Genomic DNA, 15170 nt, shown 5'->3' with positions numbered 1-15170 from the left:
TCTTGGAGGGAGGGTTAAGTCTCTGACCCCCCATTGTGGCGGGGTGGCCCGCTCGGGCGTCTTTACCCGGTGATGACGGCGGTGTACGCCGCCGCCGCCACGAGGATGAGCATCACGAACGAGAGCCCGCGCGCGACCGCGCGAGAGGGCGGGAACGTCTCGTGGCGGGCGATGCCGACCGCCGAGAGCAGCAGCGCGAACGCCACGAGCGCGCTCGCGGCGATGTAGAAGGGCGTCTTGGAGACTTCCTCCTCCACGTGGAGTGTCTCCTGGGCGAACAGCACGAGGGACGCGAGCACGCGCGGGAAGCTACCGCATGTGCGCCCGAGCGCGCGGAAGGGCTAGTGGTGCGGCGTGCGCGCGCGGCCGACGGCCGTCACCGACCGGACACGCGGCGGGGGCGCCAGGCGCTCTCCACAGCCGGGCCCGCCACGGCGCGGCGGGCGCGGACGACGCGGCCGGCGCGGGTGCGGCCGCCGCGGGACGGGGGCGCCGCCGTCATTGGTGACGTCGTCGGTGTCCGTGGTCTGCTTGACCGCCCACCACAGGATGTAGCAAGCGGCGACGATCGGCAGCTTCAGGAACACGAAGAGGTAGAGCATCGTCCAACCCATCGCTGCGACGAATGCTACGCCGCCGGATGTAGCTTGCGCGCCAACGTGGTGATCCGCATCCGCCCGCGGTGCGCTTCCATCCCATGAACGCCTTGAACCTCGAAGTGCTGGATCGCGACGGCGCGATCCTCGAGACGGCGGAAGACGCAGGAGCCACACGCGCGGATCTGATCAAGCGCGCGGGCATCGCGACGGTCGGCTTCACCGCCGCGGGCGCGATGTTCAACAGCCTGCTCTCGCCCGCCGCCGCGGCGATCTCCACCAAGAAGTCCGCCAAGAACGACGTCAAGATCCTCAACTACGCGCTCACGCTCGAGTACCTCGAGGCCGAGTTCTACAAGGCGGCGTTGGCCACGAGCTTCATCGCCGGCGCCAACGCGTGGCTCAAGGACTTCACGACGACGGTGGCCAAGCACGAGGCCGACCACGTGAAGCTGCTTAAGAGCGTGCTCGGCAAGGCGGCGGTCAAGAAGCCGTCGTTCGACTTCTCCGCCGCGCTCACCGACGAGAAGACCTTCATGGCGACCGCCCAGGTCCTCGAGGACACGGGCGTGGCCGCGTACGCCGGTCAGGGTCCGAACATCTCGCAGAAGGCGGTCGTCGTGGCCGCGCTCGGCATCCACTCCGTCGAGGCCCGCCACGCCGCCTGGATCCGCTTCCTGAACGCCGACTCGCCGGCGCCCGGGATCACCGACTCGCCCAAGCGCGAGGCGACCGTCCTGTCCGCCGTGGCCGACACCGGCTTCATCCAGTCCTAGAGGAGGCTGCCGATGACTTCCCTTCTGAACCTCGCCGCGCTCGACCAGAGCGGCGCGATCCAAGAGACCGCCGAGGCCGCGGGCGCCACGCGCGCGGACTTCTTCAAGCGCACGGGCATCGCGACCGCCGGCCTGGTGGCCGCCGGGACGATGTTCGACGGCCTGCTGTCGCCGGCAGCCGCCGCCATCTCGTCCAAGCCGTCGAAGGCCAACGACGTCAAGATCCTCAACTACGCGCTGACGCTCGAGTACCTCGAGGCCGAGTTCTACAACCAGGCCGTCACCGCGAACGCGCTGCAGATGTGGCAGGTGAAGAACTTCGCGCTGGTGGTCGCCGGCCATGAGGGCGCGCACGTGCGCCTGCTGCAGGCCGTGCTCGGCAGCGCCGCCGTCAAGAAGCCGACGTTCGACTTCGGCGACGCGATCACGAACGAGGCGAAGTTCGTGGCCACCGCGCAGATCCTGGAGGACACGGGCGTGGCCGCGTACGCCGGCCAGGGCCCGAACATCTTCCAGCGCCCGGTCGTAAAGGCCGCGCTCTCGATCCACTCGGTCGAGGCCCGGCACGCGTCCTGGATCCGGCTGATCGCCAATCAGAAGCCGGCGCCCGCCGTGGTGGACGAGCCGAAGACCGAGAAGCAGGTCCTCAGCGCCGTCGCGGGCACCGGGTTCATCAAAGGCTGAAGGCGGGGGGTCCGCGGGGGGCGGCAGCCCCCCGGTGGATTACTAGCTGCGGAGCGGCACGGGTGACGCGTCGAACACCGTCACCCGCTGCAGCTCGGCGACGCGCTCGTTGACCTCGTCGGCCGTGAGCGTCTGCATGCGCTCGGTGCCGAAGGCCTCGACGTTGAACGAGGCCAGCGCCGTGCCGTACGCCATCGCGCGGCGCAGCAGCTCGTCCGTGATCTCCTCGTCCGCGTGCGCGGCGACGTAGCCCACGAAGCCGCCGGCGAACGTGTCGCCCGCGCCCGTGGGGTCGACGACGTCGGCGGTCGGGTACGCGGGAATCCCGAACACGCCGTCCTTCGTGTACATGTTCGCGCCGTACTCGCCGAACTTGATCACGACGACCCGCGGGCCCATCTCCATGATGTTCTGCGCCGCGCGGACCAGGTTCGGCTCGTCGGTGAGCTGCTTGGCCTCGCCGTCGTTGACGATCAGGCAGTCGACGCCGGCGATCGTCTTCACGAGCGAGTCGCGCGCGATGTCGATCCAGAGGTTCATGGTGTCCAGCGCGACGAAGCGCGCGCCCGTGCACTGCTCGCGCACCGCGCGCTGCAGGTCGGGCTGGATGTTCGCGAGGAACAGGACGTCGGCGTCCTGGGAAGCCTGCGAGAGCTTGGGCTCGAACGTCTCGAAGACGTTGAGGTCCGTCTGCAGCGTGTGGCGGATGTTGACGTCGCGCTCGTAGCGGCCCGCCCAGAAGAACGTCTTGCCGCCGGGGACGTGCTCCACGTCGTCGGTGATGACGCCGCGGTTGTGCAGGACGGAGTACTCCTCCTCGGTGAAGTCGTCGCCGACAGGACCGACGACGCGGGTCTCGGCGAGGAACGAGGACGCGAGCGAGAAGTGCACGGCGGCGCCGCCCAGCAGGCGGTCGCGCTTGCCCGACTCGGTCTCGACGGCGTCAAAGGCGATGGATCCGACTACGGTGAGCGACATAAGGCGCATGAGGGTAGACGTGCCGCACGGCCGCATCTTCTAGCCTGCACGGTCGGAATGACGACTTTTGCCGAGCTCGGGCTGTCCGAGCCGATCCTCCAGGCCCTCCAAGACGTCGGGTACGAGAACCCGAGCCCCATCCAGGAGCAGGCCATCCCCCCGTTGCTCGAAGGGCGGGACGTGATCGGCCAGGCGCAGACCGGCACCGGCAAGACGGCGGCGTTCGGGCTCCCGCTGATGGAGTCCGTGGACCCTGACGACAACGAGGTCCAGGCCATCGTGCTCACGCCGACGCGTGAGCTCTGCATCCAGGTCACGCAGGCCCTGCGGGCGTACGGCGCCAAGAAGGGGATCGACCCCGTGGCCGTGTTCGGCGGCGCGCCGATCCGCACCCAGCAGGCGCAGCTGCGTGCCGGCGGGCAGGTCGTCGTGGGCACCGTCGGCCGCGTGCTGGACCTGATCAGCCGCCACTCGCTCGTCCTGCACTCCGCGCGCTACATCGTGCTCGACGAGGCCGACGAGATGCTCGACCTCGGCTTCCTCGAGGACGTCGAGAAGATCCTCAGCCTCGCGCCCGGCAGCCGCCAGACCGCGCTGTTCAGCGCGACGATGCCGAACGAGATCCGCCGCCTGGCCGAGCGCCACCTGTACGACCCGGTGCTCGTCAAGGTCAAGGCCGCGACGCTGACGATCGACACGGTCGAGCAGTTCTACCTGGAGACCAAGCCGCAGGAGAAGACGGACGCGCTCGCGCGGGTCCTCGAGTCCGAGAAGCCCGACCAGGCGATCGTCTTCGCGCGCACCAAGATCCGCACGGAGCAGCTGTTCCAGACGCTCAAGAACCGCGGCATGAACGTGCGCGCGCTGCACGGCGACATGAGCCAGGGCTCGCGCGACGGCGTGATGATCGCCTTCAAGAGCGGCCGCGTGCCGATCCTCGTCGCCACCGACGTCGCCGCCCGCGGCCTGGACATCTCGACCGTCACGCACGTGGTCAACTTCGACGTGCCGACGTCCCCGGACGTCTACGTGCACCGGATCGGCCGCACGGGCCGTGTCGGCCGCTCGGGCCGCGCGATCACGTTCGTCGAGCCGCGCCAGCGGCGTGAGCTCGAGGCGATCGAGAACCACGCGTCGACGAAGATCGCGGCCTGGACAGAGGGCGCGCGCGTCGCGCCGACGCCCGCGTCCGAGCCGCGCCCGCGCCGCCACACGAAGCCGCGCGACGCCGAAGTGGCCGACAACGCCGCCGTGTACACGAAGCTGATCGCCACCGCCGGGCGCCACGACGGCATCGAGGCCGCCGACCTGATCGCCGGCCTCACGGCCAGCGGCCTGGACGGCGAGGCGATCCGCAACGTGCGCATCCTCGAGCGCTTCGCGCTCGTCGAGGTGCCCGCCGGCTCCGCGCCGGAGGTCGTCTCGATCCGTGGCCGCGAGGTCGCGCTCGAACCGATCCGAAACTAGAGGAGACCGATATGTCCGTCGCGACGATGTCCACGAACCTGGGCGACATCACGATCGAGCTGTTCGACGAGGACGCTCCCAAGACCGTGCAGAACTTCAAGGATCTGGCCGCGAAGGGCTTCTACGACGGGCTCTCGTTCCACCGGATCATCAAGGACTTCATGATCCAGGGCGGCTGCCCGCAGGGCACCGGCACCGGCGGCCCGGGCTACACGTTCGAGGACGAGATCAACCAGCACAAGCTGGTCCGCGGCTCGCTCGCGATGGCCAACGCCGGCCCGAACACGAACGGCTCGCAGTTCTTCATCGTCACGCTCGACGCCACCCCGTGGCTCGACGGCAAGCACACGAACTTCGGCCAGGTCACGGGCGGCATGGACATCGTCGACAAGCTCGAGGCCCTGCCGACCGACGGCCGCGACAAGCCGCGCGAAGACGCGAAGATCGAGAAGCTGACGATCACGGAGTAGGTACTCTCGGCCGCATGGCCGAGACGATCGCAGTCGAGAACCCCGCGACCGGCGCCACCATCCGCGAGGTGCCGGTCACGTCCCCCGAGGACGTGGCCGCGGTCGTCGAGCGCGCCCGCGCGGCGCAGCCGGCCTGGGAGGCCCTGGGCTACGCGGGGCGCGGGCGGATCCTAAAGCGGGCGCAGCAGTGGCTGGTCGAGCACGCTGACGAGATCGCGGACACGATCGTGGCCGAGACGGGCAAGGCGCGCGAGGACGCGATGCTCGTGGAGGTCGCCTACGGCGCCAACGCCCTCGGGTTTTGGCCGCGCAAAGCGCCGAAATGGCTTGCGGATGAACGAGTGCGGACGACCAACCCGTTCGTCCTCGGCCGGTCCATGGTCGTCCGCTACCGGCCCGTCGGCGTCGTCGGGGTGATCGGGCCGTGGAACTACCCCCTCGTCAACTCGGTCGGGGACGCCATCCCAGCGCTCGCCGCGGGGAACGCCGTCGTCGTCAAGCCATCCGAGGTGACGCCGCTGACGTCCCTCTTGTTCCAGCGCGGGCTGCATGAGGCGGGCCTTCCTGAAGGGGTCTTCCAGGTCGCGGTCGGTACCGGGGAGACCGGGGCTGTCCTGATCGACCACGTCGACATGGTGATGTTCACGGGCTCCACGCGCACTGGACGAAAGGTCATGGAGCGCGCCGCCCAGACCCTCACGCCCGTCTCGCTGGAGCTCGGCGGCAAGGACCCCATGATCGTCCTCGCCGACGCGGACCTCGAGCGGGCCGCCAACGCGGCGGTCTACTACTCGATGCAGAACGGCGGCCAGACGTGCATCTCGATCGAGCGCGTCTACGTCGAGGCTCCGGTCTACGACGACTTCGTGGCCAAGGTCACGGAGAAGGCCAAGGCCCTGCGCCAGGGCCCACCCGACGGTGCGGGCTCGGTGGACGTGGGCGCGATGACGTTCCCACCGCAGATGGAGATCGTCGAGCAGCACGTCCAGCAGGCGCGGGACGCGGGCGCGCGGGTGCTCGTCGGCGGCCATCGCGGGCCCGGCCCCGGCCGGTTCTTCGAGCCCACGATCATCGCCGACGCCGACCACTCGATGACCGCGATGCGCGAGGAGACGTTCGGCCCGACCCTGCCGATCATGCGCGTCAAGGACGCGGACGAGGCGATCCGCCAGGCCAACGACTCCCCGTACGGACTCGGTGCGGCGGTCTTCACCAAGGACCTCGCGAAGGGCCAGCGGCTCGCCCGCCGCGTCGAGGCGGGTGCCGTCTGCATCAACGACGCCGCGGTCAACTACCTCGCGCTCGAACTGCCGATGGGCGGCTGGAAGGCGTCGGGCCTGGGCGTGCGCCACGGCCCGGCCGGCCTGAAGAAGTACACGCGCCAGCAGGCGATCATGACCTACCGCCTGCCGCTCAGACGCGAAGTGCACTTCTTCCCCTACAACGCACGGGTCACGAACCTGATCTCACGCGGCGTCAAGCTGTTCTACGGCTCACGCCGCCGCTGAGGTCGGGGCGAAGCCGGACTGCGTGAGCTCCTCGCGCAGTCGCCGGCGGGCGCGGTGCTGGAGCGCGTGGACGGCGTCGACCGAGCGGCCGAGCTGCTCGGCGACCTCCGCTGGCGTGTGCCCGGCGACGAGCCGCAGCAGCATCACGTGCCGCTGGTCCTCCGGGAGCGCGGCCAGCGCGGCCTTGAGCGCCTCCAGGCGCTCGCCGGCCTGCGACTCGGCGACGGCGCCGGTGGCGTGGACCTCCGCGAGAGGCACCGAGCGCTGCGCTCGAAGGTGGTCGAGCGCAGCGTTCCGGGCCACCCGCAACAGCCATGCCGCGAAGGGGGTGGCGCCCGCCCGGTAATGGGTGAGCGCCCGCGGCAGGCGGGCGAAGACCTCGCTGGTGATGTCCTCGGCGTCGTGCTCGTCGCGCACGATCGCGAGGACGTAGCCGAACACGTTGTCGGCGTACAGCAGGTAGATCAGGCGGAGCGCGTCATCCTCGCCGTCACGGGCCCGCTCGGTGGCGGCGGCGACGAGCGCTTCCGCGTGGAGCGGATGGTCGAGGTGACGACGGCGCCGGTAACCCGTGCGCGCCGCCGTCGCCTCCAAGCGATCCGCCGCACGGCGCATCGCGACATCTCCCGTTCCCTGGATGATGAGCAACCTTGCCCTTGTCCGAAATTTCCGCCGCCATCCTTGACGGTGGACGCAGAATGTCCCACCGCGGACGGGCGAGCGAAAGACGAACATGCGTCCACTGGACGCCTGGCCAGCTCAACCGAGGGCGGTGGCGCGAGCCCGCTCGGCGATCTCCGGCACGCCCTCCTTCAGGCGGTCGAAGAAGGCATCCTCGGTGGTGCCGGCGAGGCGCCGCTTATAGCTGCCTTCCAGGAAGATCGCGGACTTCCACAGGGCCAGCGTCGTGTACCAGGCGAGGGCCTGCATGGACCGTCCGGAGCGCTCCTCGTAGCGGGCCACGAGGTCGTCGCGGGTGGGGAAGCCGGGCTGTCGTGTGACGGTGGTCAAAGAGGCGATCGTGCTTTCCGGGTCCCCCGCTTGCGCCCAGGTCGCGAGCAGGTAGCCGACGTCGGCCAGCGGATCGCCGATCGTCGCGAGCTCCCAGTCGAAGATCGCGCTCAGCCGGTCGCCCGTGAACATCACGTTCCCGAGGCGGTAGTCGCCGTGGACGATCGTGGCCGGCCCGGACTCCGGGAGGTTCGCTCCGAGCCACGCCGTCACCTCGTCGAGCGCGGGGATCCGCCGCGTCGCGTTGTGCTCCCACAGCCCGGTGAAGCGGCGCACCTGGCGCGCGAGGTAGCCCGTCGGCTTGCCGAAGCCCTCCAGTCCACAGGCCTGCCAGTCGGTGGCGTGGACCTCGACCAGCGCGTCGATCAGCTCGTCGCCGGCGCGGGTGGGCGTGAGGCCGTCGGGCAGCGTCGTGTTGATGACCGTGCCCTCGACGCGCTCCATCACGTAGAACGGCGCGCCGATCACGCGCTCGTCGTCGCACGTGGCGAGCACCTTCGGCACACGCACGGTCGTCGTGGCGAGCGCGCGCAGCAGCCGCGCCTCGCGCAGCACGTCGTGCGCCGACGGCGGCAGTGGGGGCCGCGGCGGGCGGCGCAGCACCCAAACTCCGCCATGTCTGCGCACCAAGTACGTCACGTTGGAGTGGCCATCTCCGACCGGCTCCGCAGTGATCTTGCCCTCCCCGAGGCCTTGCTCGTCGAAGAAGCGCTCGAGCGGCCGCAGCACCAGCAGCGGCGGTTGGTCGAGTGCTTCACCCTCTTCCGGGGTATCAACGATGGCGGTCACGCTTATGCAGCGTAAACCGCAACCTCGTTATCTACCGCGGGTTGCAGATCGTGCCGGCGTTCCCCCTTACGGCCGGCGCTCCCCCTTCTTGATGAGACGACTCCTGCTGATCCTTCCGCTCATCGCGCTCGCCGCGTGGGCCCCCACCGCCGGCGCGTCCGCGCGCCAGACCGTCACCTTCGAGGCGCCGCGCGAGCTGCTGTCGGCCTCGACGCGTGCCGAGACGCTCGACCAGATCCAGTCCTTCGGCGTCAAGCGCGTGCGTCAGCTCGTGTACTGGCGCGACTACGCGCCCGACCCGGAGAGCAAGACGAAGCCCGCCGGCTTCGACGCGTCCGACCCGGCGGCGTACCCCGCCGACAAGTGGGACAACCTGGACGGGCTCGTCGCGGCGGCCAAGGAACGCGGGATCGACGTCACGCTGACGCTGACCGGCCCGGTGCCGCGGTGGGCGACCAAGAGCAAGAAGGACACGTACACGGAGCCGCTGCCCGCCGAGTTCGGCGCGTTCGCGACCGCGATGGGCCGCCGCTACGGCGAGTCGGTGAACATGTGGTCGGTCTGGAACGAGCCCAACCAGCCGCAGTTCCTGCGCCCGCAGTTCAAGAAGGGCAAGGCGTACTCGCCGAAGCTGTACCGCCGGCTCTACCAGGCGGCGTACAAGGGGATCCGCTCGACGCCGTCCAACGCGCGGGACACGCTCCTGATCGCGGAGACGTCGCCGCGCGGGAACTCGAACATCGTCGCGCCGCTGGCCTTCCTGCGCGGGATGCTGTGCCTGGACTCCAAGTACAAGCGCGCGAAGGCGTGCGCGAAGCTCGACGCCGGTGGGTACGCGCACCACGCGTACACCACGTCCGCCGGCCCGCGCTGGGTGCCGCCGAAGGCCGACGACGTCACGATCGGCGTGCTGCCGCGCCTGGTCACCGCGATCGACAAGGCCGCGAAGGCGGGCGCGCTGCCCAAGGGCCTCCCGGTGCACCTGACCGAGTTCGGCATCCAGACCGAGCCCGACAAGATCAGTGGGGTCTCGCTCGAGCGCCAGGCCGCGTACCTGGCCGTCTCCGAGCACATCGCCTACGTCAACCCGCGCGTCGCCGCCTTCTCGCAGTACCTGATGAGCGACGACCCGCCGCGCTCGAGCGGCTACAAGTACGGCGGCTTCGAGAGCGGCCTGCGCGACGCCGACGGCAAGGAGAAGCCGGCCTACAACGGCTTCCGGCTGCCGCTGGCGGTCGAGCCCTACGGCACCCAGGACGTGCTCTGGGGGCTCGTGCGTCCGCAGCGCGACGTGAGCAAGGTGACGATCGAGCGCCGCGTCACGGGCTACAAGACCTGGCGCGTGCTCAAGACGATCGACACGACCGCCTCGGGCGTGTACGCGCTCAAGACGCCGCGCAACAAGAAGGGCCAGCACTACCGCGTCAAGTGGACCGCGCCCGACGGCACGACCTACACGGGGCCGTCGGTCCGTGGGTATTAGGGCGATCGAACGCGGCAGCCGGCTTCGCCGGCGCCATGCGCGATCGCTTGAAGATCGCTTCGCGGATCTTCTGGGGTCTCGACCGGGTACGCCTGAGCCCGGAACGCTCCGATACCTCTCCCATGCGGAAGCGTTGGAGCCGATGGAGCGTTCTGGGTCAGCAGGTCAGCGACGGGACCGGCGTCCCGATCGGGGAGGTCGTGGACACCTACCCCTTCGACGGCGGTGACGTCGAGATGGTCATCGTGCGGCTGGACCGCACGTTCGGCGGCAAGCGCATGCTCGCGGTCGAGGATCTCTGGATCGACGGGTTCAGCCTGCGCACGCCGTTCGCGCGCTGGCAGGTCGAGGACTCGCCGGCGCTGACCGACGGCCGCCACTCGGCCGAGGATCCCTACCGCGCCCGGAGCCACTGGCGCTTCGAGGAGCCCGCGACGGCCCTTTACGCGGCCGCCTGAGTACTCTTGCGCCGTAGATGGCGGCGCAGCTCTGGATGCTGCGGCACGGGGAGGCCGTGCCGCACGACTCGAAGCCCGACGCGGAGCGCGAGCTCACGCCCCGCGGGCGCACCCAGGCCGAGGTGGCCGGGCAGGCCCTGGCGGCCCTCAACGAGGAGTTCGCCGCTTGCTACGCCAGCCCGAAGGTGCGCGCATGGGAGACGGCCACGCTGGCCTGCACGGCGCTGAACGTGCGGCCGGTCCGCGAGGACGCCCTCTCGAACGGCTTCAACCGCGTCGACGCGCTCGCCCTCCTGGAGGCGCACACCGAGGACGAGAAGGTCCTGATCGTCGGCCACAACCCGTCGTTCGAGCAGGTGGTCTACGACTTCACCGGCGCGCGGATCGACTTCAAGAAGGGCGGCGTCGCCGCGATCGACGCGCGCCGCACCTCCGGCCAGCTGCTCGTGCTGCTGCGCCCGCGTGAGCTCGAAGCTATCGCTGCGGCGCTAACGCCGCCGCGATGAGCGCGAGCGCCACCTCGGCGCGCTGCTGAAGCGACGCCTCCAGCACGAACTCCTCCGGGTTGTGCGCCTTGCCGCCGCGCGGGCCGAGGCCGTCGACCGTGAGCGGGATCGTCGAGGCGAAGTGGCTCGCGTCCGAGGCGCCGCCGCGGGCCGCGCCGACGATCCGGCGGCCGAGCAGCCCGCTCGCCGCCTCCAGCAGCCCGACCGTCGCCTCCTCGGCGCGCATGCCCGGCCAGCGGCGGATCAGCTCCGCCTCCAGCCGCACGCCCTCGTGCTCGGCGGGGATGTGGGTGAGGATGTCCTCGATCGCGTCCAGGTCGTCGGCGCGGACGTCGCAGAACAGCTCGCCCGAGCCGGGCACGACGTTGAACGCGTCGCCCGAGCGCATGACGGTCGGCACCGCCGTCAGGTGCGAGGGACCGTTCGGCGCGTGGCGGGAGGCGACGGCCTGGGCGGCGGTGGCCAGCGCGAGCAGGGCGTTGCGGCCGCGGTCGGGCGCGGAGCCGGAGTGGGCCGTGCGCCCGTGGGCGATGACGTGGATGGTGCCGGCGGCCTTGCGGCGCACGACGACACCCTCGTCCTCGCCCGCCAGCTCACCCGCCTCGAAGCACAGGCAGGCGTCGAAGCCGGCGAAGCGCTGCACATGGCCGAAGTCGGCGGTGCGCCACTCCTCGTCGCAGACCAGCAGCAGCACGAGCTCGTCGTAGAGCTCCGGCCGCTTGGCGAACGCGCGCAGCGCGCCGAGCGCGAGCACGTTGCCGCCCTTCATGTCGACCGCGCCGGAGCCCACGAGCTGCTCACCGACGCGCGCCAGCGGCTTGTGCTCGGCGTGGGACACGACCGTGTCGTTGTGGCCGACCAGCAGCACCTTGCGCGCGCCCGTCCCCTTCAAGCGGATGACCTGGTCCTCGGCGTGCTCGGGGCTCGAGCACGGCACGCGCTCGATCGTCGCCTCGTCGGGTGCGAGCGCCGCGGTGACCGCCGCGCACTCGTTCGCGCCTCCCACGTCACCGGACGGGGACGAGACGGCGACGAGCGCCTCGAGCTCCCGCGGCGCGCGGCGGGCGATCTCCGCCGCGGCCTGCTCGATCCACTGGTCCATCCCGTTCAGGCTAGTGTGCACTTCGTGCCCGAGCTGCCGGAGATGGAGATCACCGCCCGCCGCCTGGCCGAGGTGCTCCCGGGGAAGACGATCGAGTCGATCCTCACGCCGGGACTGAACGTCCTCAAGACGTTCGATCCGCCGCTCAGCGCGCTGGACGGCGCGACGTTCGCCGACGTGCGCCGGCGCGGCAAGCTCCTGCTGCTGGAGGCGACCACGGAGTCGCACGGCCCGCTCACGCTGCTCGTGCACCTGATGAGCGCCGGGCGGCTGATGCTCTACGACAAGCGCGGCTCGATGCGCGACAAGACGTCACGCGTGCTGATCCGGCTCCCGGACGACCGCGAGCTGCGGCTGCGCGAGTTCGGCACCAAGCAGGCGGCGTGGATGAAGGTGCTCACGCTGGACGGGCTGGAGGCCGAGCCGGCGCTCAAGTCGCTCGGCCCGGAGGCCTGGCCCGATCCGCCGGACCTCGGCGAGCTGCTCACGACGCCGCGCCCGCTGCACTCGGTGCTGCGCGACCAGCAGGTGATCGCCGGCATCGGTCGCACGTGGGTCGACGAGATCCTGCACGCCGCGAAGCTCTCACCGTTCAAGCGTGGCGACGACCTGTCCGAGCGCGAGGCGAAGGCGCTGCGCGAGGCGATGGTCGGCGAGCTGGGCCGCGTCCTCGACGTCTATGAGGAGAAGGTGGCCCTCCCGCTGCCCGAGAAGTTCCCGAAGCCGACGCGGGTCCACGCCCACCAGGGCGAGCCGTGCCCGCGCTGCGAGACCGTGCTGGAAGCCGTCTTCTACGAGGACTACGTGATGACGTACTGCCCGCACTGCCAGACCGAGGGCCGGATCCTCAAGGACCGACGGCTCTCCCGGCTGCTCAAGTAGCGCAGCGCTGCGGCGCCTTGGCGCCCGGCGGCAGGCAGCGCGAGATCAGCTGCGGCGAGCGCGAGCGGCGGATCTTCAACGTCTTCACGCTCGCGATCGCGCCCGGCTTCCAGACCGTGACGGTGAGCTTCGCGTTGACCCGCAGCGCCTTGCGGGTGAACTTCTTGAGCGAGAGCGTGGACCGCTTCGGCGTCGTCGTCCAGCGCTTGGTCGAGCACCCCGGCGAGCACGTGACCTTCACGGTCGCGCCGGCCGGGATGTTCTTGACCGTCAGCGTCCGCAGGCGCGTGCTGCGCCTGGCGGCCTTGAACGTGTAGGAGAGCGAGGGCGTGAGCGTGACCGGCGGCGGCAGCGGCGCGGGCGGCGTCGGGGCGGCGGGCAGCGCGACCCGCCCGGTGGAGACCCAGCCGCCGTAGCTCGGCGTGGCCGTGTGGGCGGCGCTGACGTTGCGCGTGAACAGCTCGTCGCCGATGCGGGCGAACAGCCAGACGCTGCCGGTCGTGTCGGAGACGCCGGCCGGGGACGAGCTGAGCGCCGTGGTGTCGATCCGCGTCCAGTCCGTGTTCGACGGGGCGTGCCGATGCAGCCACAGCCCGTCGTCGGAGCCGCGCGCGTACGCCTGCAGCACGTCGGTCGCGGGGGAGGCGAGGGCGACGGCGCCCCTGATCGAGCCGCCGTACCCGTACCAGCCGTTCCAGGCGCCGTTGACGTAGTACATCGACGCGGTGCCGCCGGCGGTGTCGCGGACGAAGACGTCGATCGAGCCGGACGTGCTGTATCCCAGCGCCGTCGGCGCGGACGTGAGGTTGCCGCCGAGCGCCTCCCACGGCGTCCAGCCCTGGCCGGGGACGAGGGCGCGGTGGTAGAGGCCGTTGTCCGTGCCGCGGACGAACAGGTCGACGGTGCCGTTGCCGACGCGCGTGCTGGCGCCGGGCGCCGAGGTGGCCTGACCGCCGAGCGACTCCCAGCCCGACCACGCGCCGCCGAGCGGGAGGATGTTCTGCCACACGGCGCCGTCGGCGCCGCGCGCGAACAGGTAGATCGTGGTGCCGAAGACGGCCGCGGCGGGCCCGGACTCGGCCTGCAGGCCGGGCACGGCCGCCCAGCTGCTCCAGGCGCCGGCGGACAGCTGCCGGTGCAGGATCTGGCCGTCGGCCGAGCGCGCGAACAGCTGCACGTTGCCCGCGCCGAGCGACACGGCCGCGGGGTTGTCGTCGAACACGTCGGCCGACGCCGACCCACACAGGGCGGCGTAGAGCAGCAGCGCCACCACCAGCTTCCTCAGCACGCGCCCAAGGTAGCCGAGGCATGAGGCCGCGCGCGCCGGGTACCCTGAATCGGCGAATGCTGACGGTTTTTGCTGCGCCTGGGGACTGGGCGCGTAACGCGGTCTCCAGTGGCGGGTATCCCGCGCTGGCCGGCCTCATCCTGGCGGAGAACCTGTTCCCGCCGATCCCCTCGGAGATCATCCTCCCCGTCGCCGGCTACTACGTCGGCGAGGGCACGTTGAGCTTCATCTTCGCCGTGCTCGCCGCGACGGTCGGCTCGGTCGTGGGCGCCCTGATCCTGTACGCGATCGCGCGGTACGGCGGACGGGCCGTGGTCCTCAAGCTCGGCAAGTTCGCCCGGGTGCGCGAGGACGACCTCGACAAGGCCGACGCCTGGTTCGACAGGCGCGGCGGCTGGTTCGTGTTCTTCGGCCGGCTCGTGCCCGGCGTGCGCAGCCTCATCTCGATCCCCGCCGGGCTGTCGGAGATGCCGGTCTGGCGGTTCACGCTGCTCACCGCGGCGGGCTCCGCGCTGTGGAACAGCGCGCTGATCGGTGCGGGCTGGGCGCTCGGGAGCAACTACGAGCGCGTCGCGGACTACGTGGGACCGGTCGCCACGATCGTCGTCGGGGTCTGCGCCGTCCTCGTGCTGGCCCTGATCACCTGGGCGCTCAAGCGCCGCCGCATCGCCGCATAGCTGGAATCTCCGGCCTTTTCTGGAATCCATCCAGAAAAGCGCTACGGTTCCGGCCGTGCCGACGACTTCGGAGCTCGAGCGCCTGCTGCGCGATGCTGGTCTGCGCATCACGCGGCCTCGAGTCGCAGTGCTGGCCACGGTCTACGGCCGTCCTCACGCCGACACGCACTCGATCATCGATCAGGTGCGCGTCGAGCTCGGGAACGTGTCGACGCAGGCCGTCTATGACGTGCTCGACGCGCTGCACGGCGCGCGGCTCGTGCGCCGGATCCAGCCGCAGGGCTCGGTCGCGCGCTACGAGTCACGGGTCGGTGACAACCATCACCACGTCGTGTGCCGATCCTGTGGGGCCATCGCCGACGTCGACTGCGCGGTCGGCGAAGCGCCCTGCTTGACCGCTTCCGACGACCACGGCTTCGTCATCGACGAGGCCGAGGTCGTCTTCTGGGGCCAGTGCCCCACCTGTTCAACCGCTCGCAATTCGTAGGAGGAAAG

18 protein-coding genes are annotated in these 15170 nt (G+C 70.7%); 11 read left to right on the top strand and 7 right to left on the bottom strand.

Going from position 1 to position 15170, the window contains the following annotated elements; translation table 11 throughout:
- Positions 1-62: 62 nt before the first annotated feature.
- Both C8N24_RS09290 and C8N24_RS09285 read right to left on the bottom strand, forming a co-directional pair.
- On the bottom strand, positions 63-299 hold the full coding sequence (locus tag C8N24_RS09290; RefSeq protein WP_121249770.1) for a hypothetical protein: 237 nt from the start codon (positions 297-299) through the stop codon (positions 63-65).
- 42 nt (positions 300-341) lie between these two features.
- A complete protein-coding gene (locus C8N24_RS09285; RefSeq protein ID WP_147447715.1) occupies positions 342-602 on the bottom strand; it encodes a hypothetical protein in 261 nt (86 codons plus the stop codon).
- A gap of 95 nt (positions 603-697) precedes the next feature.
- Here C8N24_RS09285 and C8N24_RS09280 point away from each other — a divergent pair, with 95 nt between their 5' ends.
- Complete coding sequence (locus tag C8N24_RS09280; RefSeq protein WP_121249768.1) at positions 698-1372, top strand: ferritin-like domain-containing protein; 675 nt, start codon at positions 698-700, stop codon at positions 1370-1372.
- A 12-nt stretch (positions 1373-1384) separates the two neighbouring features.
- Positions 1385-2056 (top strand): ferritin-like domain-containing protein, encoded by a 672-nt coding sequence (locus C8N24_RS09275; RefSeq protein WP_121249767.1) that lies wholly within the window; start codon positions 1385-1387, stop codon positions 2054-2056.
- Positions 2057-2098: 42 nt separating this feature from the next.
- On the opposite strand, the gene C8N24_RS09270 is transcribed toward C8N24_RS09275, so the two are convergent.
- Positions 2099-3034: a PfkB family carbohydrate kinase gene (locus tag C8N24_RS09270; RefSeq protein WP_121249766.1), complete on the bottom strand. Its 936-nt coding sequence runs from the start codon at positions 3032-3034 to the stop codon at positions 2099-2101.
- A gap of 57 nt (positions 3035-3091) precedes the next feature.
- Between C8N24_RS09270 and C8N24_RS09265 the strand changes: the two genes are divergently transcribed.
- From C8N24_RS09265 to C8N24_RS09255, 3 genes are read left to right on the top strand one after another with little or no spacing between them, the layout of a single operon-like run.
- The gene (locus C8N24_RS09265; RefSeq protein ID WP_121249765.1) at positions 3092-4501 is read left to right on the top strand and encodes a DEAD/DEAH box helicase; all 1410 of its coding nucleotides are present in this window, start codon (positions 3092-3094) and stop codon (positions 4499-4501) included.
- An 11-nt stretch (positions 4502-4512) separates the two neighbouring features.
- Positions 4513-4971: a peptidylprolyl isomerase gene (locus C8N24_RS09260; RefSeq protein WP_211339896.1), complete on the top strand. Its 459-nt coding sequence runs from the start codon at positions 4513-4515 to the stop codon at positions 4969-4971.
- Between the two features lie 14 nt (positions 4972-4985).
- Complete coding sequence (locus C8N24_RS09255; protein ID WP_121249764.1) at positions 4986-6479, top strand: aldehyde dehydrogenase family protein; 1494 nt, start codon at positions 4986-4988, stop codon at positions 6477-6479.
- Here C8N24_RS09255 and C8N24_RS09250 read toward each other — a convergent pair.
- Together C8N24_RS09250 and C8N24_RS09245 are read right to left on the bottom strand one after the other, a co-directional pair.
- Positions 6465-7094: an RNA polymerase sigma factor gene (locus C8N24_RS09250; RefSeq protein ID WP_170178965.1), complete on the bottom strand. Its 630-nt coding sequence runs from the start codon at positions 7092-7094 to the stop codon at positions 6465-6467. The two genes, C8N24_RS09255 and C8N24_RS09250, sit on opposite strands and share 15 nt — an antisense overlap.
- Before the next feature lie 144 nt (positions 7095-7238).
- The gene (locus C8N24_RS09245; protein WP_121249762.1) at positions 7239-8279 is read right to left on the bottom strand and encodes a phosphotransferase family protein; all 1041 of its coding nucleotides are present in this window, start codon (positions 8277-8279) and stop codon (positions 7239-7241) included.
- A gap of 91 nt (positions 8280-8370) precedes the next feature.
- Between C8N24_RS09245 and C8N24_RS09240 the strand changes: the two genes are divergently transcribed.
- The 3 genes from C8N24_RS09240 (at position 8371) to C8N24_RS34615 (ending at position 10726) form a co-directional block, all read left to right on the top strand.
- Positions 8371-9762 carry a cellulase family glycosylhydrolase gene (locus C8N24_RS09240; RefSeq protein ID WP_121249761.1) on the top strand — a complete coding sequence of 464 codons (1392 nt, stop codon included), beginning with the start codon at positions 8371-8373 and terminating at the stop codon, positions 9760-9762.
- A 122-nt stretch (positions 9763-9884) separates the two neighbouring features.
- Positions 9885-10220, top strand: coding sequence for a hypothetical protein (locus tag C8N24_RS09235; protein ID WP_121249760.1), 336 nt, complete (start codon positions 9885-9887; stop codon positions 10218-10220).
- 17 nt (positions 10221-10237) lie between these two features.
- The gene (locus C8N24_RS34615) at positions 10238-10726 is read left to right on the top strand and encodes a SixA phosphatase family protein (protein ID WP_211339895.1); all 489 of its coding nucleotides are present in this window, start codon (positions 10238-10240) and stop codon (positions 10724-10726) included.
- On the opposite strand, the gene C8N24_RS09225 is transcribed toward C8N24_RS34615, so the two are convergent.
- Positions 10695-11828 carry a M20/M25/M40 family metallo-hydrolase gene (locus C8N24_RS09225; RefSeq protein WP_245971800.1) on the bottom strand — a complete coding sequence of 378 codons (1134 nt, stop codon included), beginning with the start codon at positions 11826-11828 and terminating at the stop codon, positions 10695-10697. The two genes, C8N24_RS34615 and C8N24_RS09225, sit on opposite strands and share 32 nt — an antisense overlap.
- 24 nt (positions 11829-11852) lie before the next feature.
- Here C8N24_RS09225 and C8N24_RS09220 point away from each other — a divergent pair, with 24 nt between their 5' ends.
- Positions 11853-12710 (top strand): DNA-formamidopyrimidine glycosylase family protein, encoded by an 858-nt coding sequence (locus C8N24_RS09220; protein ID WP_121253065.1) that lies wholly within the window; start codon positions 11853-11855, stop codon positions 12708-12710.
- On the opposite strand, the gene C8N24_RS09215 is transcribed toward C8N24_RS09220, so the two are convergent.
- Positions 12703-13998, bottom strand: a complete 1296-nt coding sequence (locus C8N24_RS09215; protein ID WP_147447714.1) for a DUF8189 domain-containing protein — start codon at positions 13996-13998, stop codon at positions 12703-12705. The genes C8N24_RS09220 and C8N24_RS09215 overlap by 8 nt on opposite strands.
- Positions 13999-14054: 56 nt before the next feature.
- Here C8N24_RS09215 and C8N24_RS09210 point away from each other — a divergent pair, with 56 nt between their 5' ends.
- Positions 14055-14675 (top strand): DedA family protein, encoded by a 621-nt coding sequence (locus C8N24_RS09210; protein ID WP_121249758.1) that lies wholly within the window; start codon positions 14055-14057, stop codon positions 14673-14675.
- Positions 14676-14730: 55 nt separating this feature from the next.
- Entirely contained in the window at positions 14731-15162 is a 432-nt protein-coding gene (locus C8N24_RS09205) for a Fur family transcriptional regulator (RefSeq protein ID WP_121249757.1), read from the top strand.
- Positions 15163-15170: the final 8 nt, after the last annotated feature.

The sequence above is a fragment of the Solirubrobacter pauli genome (genome assembly GCF_003633755.1).
GTDB lineage: Bacteria > Actinomycetota > Thermoleophilia > Solirubrobacterales > Solirubrobacteraceae > Solirubrobacter > Solirubrobacter pauli.
This window is presented reverse-complemented; position numbering and strand designations above follow the sequence as displayed.

Bases quoted from the DNA above. Each gene is read 5' to 3' on its own strand.
- C8N24_RS09285 (WP_147447715.1), bottom strand. From the start codon at position 602: ATGCTCTACCTCTTCGTGTTCCTGAAGCTGCCGATCGTCGCCGCTTGC.
- C8N24_RS09280 (WP_121249768.1), top strand. From the start codon at position 698: ATGAACGCCTTGAACCTCGAAGTGCTGGATCGCGACGGCGCGATCCTC.
- C8N24_RS09275 (WP_121249767.1), top strand. From the start codon at position 1,385: ATGACTTCCCTTCTGAACCTCGCCGCGCTCGACCAGAGCGGCGCGATC.
- C8N24_RS09270 (WP_121249766.1), bottom strand. From the start codon at position 3,034: ATGTCGCTCACCGTAGTCGGATCCATCGCCTTTGACGCCGTCGAGACC.
- C8N24_RS09265 (WP_121249765.1), top strand. From the start codon at position 3,092: ATGACGACTTTTGCCGAGCTCGGGCTGTCCGAGCCGATCCTCCAGGCC.
- C8N24_RS09260 (WP_211339896.1), top strand. From the start codon at position 4,513: ATGTCCGTCGCGACGATGTCCACGAACCTGGGCGACATCACGATCGAG.
- C8N24_RS09255 (WP_121249764.1), top strand. From the start codon at position 4,986: ATGGCCGAGACGATCGCAGTCGAGAACCCCGCGACCGGCGCCACCATC.
- C8N24_RS09250 (WP_170178965.1), bottom strand. From the start codon at position 7,094: ATGCGCCGTGCGGCGGATCGCTTGGAGGCGACGGCGGCGCGCACGGGT.
- C8N24_RS09240 (WP_121249761.1), top strand. From the start codon at position 8,371: ATGAGACGACTCCTGCTGATCCTTCCGCTCATCGCGCTCGCCGCGTGG.
- C8N24_RS09235 (WP_121249760.1), top strand. From the start codon at position 9,885: ATGCGGAAGCGTTGGAGCCGATGGAGCGTTCTGGGTCAGCAGGTCAGC.
- C8N24_RS34615 (WP_211339895.1), top strand. From the start codon at position 10,238: ATGGCGGCGCAGCTCTGGATGCTGCGGCACGGGGAGGCCGTGCCGCAC.
- C8N24_RS09225 (WP_245971800.1), bottom strand. From the start codon at position 11,828: ATGGACCAGTGGATCGAGCAGGCCGCGGCGGAGATCGCCCGCCGCGCG.
- C8N24_RS09210 (WP_121249758.1), top strand. From the start codon at position 14,055: ATGCTGACGGTTTTTGCTGCGCCTGGGGACTGGGCGCGTAACGCGGTC.